This is a genomic window from Rhizobium sp. RAF56 (assembly GCF_052113965.1).
Taxonomy (GTDB): Bacteria; Pseudomonadota; Alphaproteobacteria; order Rhizobiales; family Rhizobiaceae; genus Rhizobium.
This window is the reverse complement of the sequence record NZ_JBFRDU010000148.1, coordinates 1-426: the sequence shown is the minus strand read 5'-3', so window position 1 is coordinate 426 and position 426 is coordinate 1. Positions and strand designations below refer to the sequence as shown.

1 protein-coding gene is annotated in these 426 nt (G+C 59.3%); it reads right to left on the bottom strand.

All coding sequences use genetic code 11. From position 1 onward, the window contains the following. Positions 1–75: 75 nt before the first annotated feature. The coding region (locus AB4048_RS29010) for a transposase (RefSeq protein ID WP_442205376.1) at positions 76–426 on the bottom strand (351 nt) is incomplete at its 5' end.

The following is a 426-nucleotide window of genomic DNA, read 5'->3' as shown; positions in this document are numbered from 1 at the left end:
GTAGTGATATCAGCGCCGACGTTGCCGGCTGTAGCTTCTGGCGCTCCGGTGGAAGCGCCGGTGTTGTTGTTGCCGCTACCGGGCCATCGCAATGACGTTTAAACTCCGTTTCATATTGTAGGCGATGGCGGTAAGGCGAATTTGAACGCCTGCTTTTGCAAGCCCTCGCCAWCGCATCCGACGCAGGCCGTAGCTTCGTTTCCATGTACCGAAGATCTTCTCGATCCGGCCACGAATGCGATGGATCGGTTGGTTCCAAGCCTCAAGACGTGCTCGCACTTCGACTTCGTCCCGTCCCCACATTCCGGTGGCGACAATGCGTGGTGTTCCGCCTTTCGCCCGCACGGCATTGCCGAAATGATCGCCGCGATAGGCGCTATCGGCAAACACTTCGCCGGGATCGTCGGGTAGCGCATCAGGACCGGC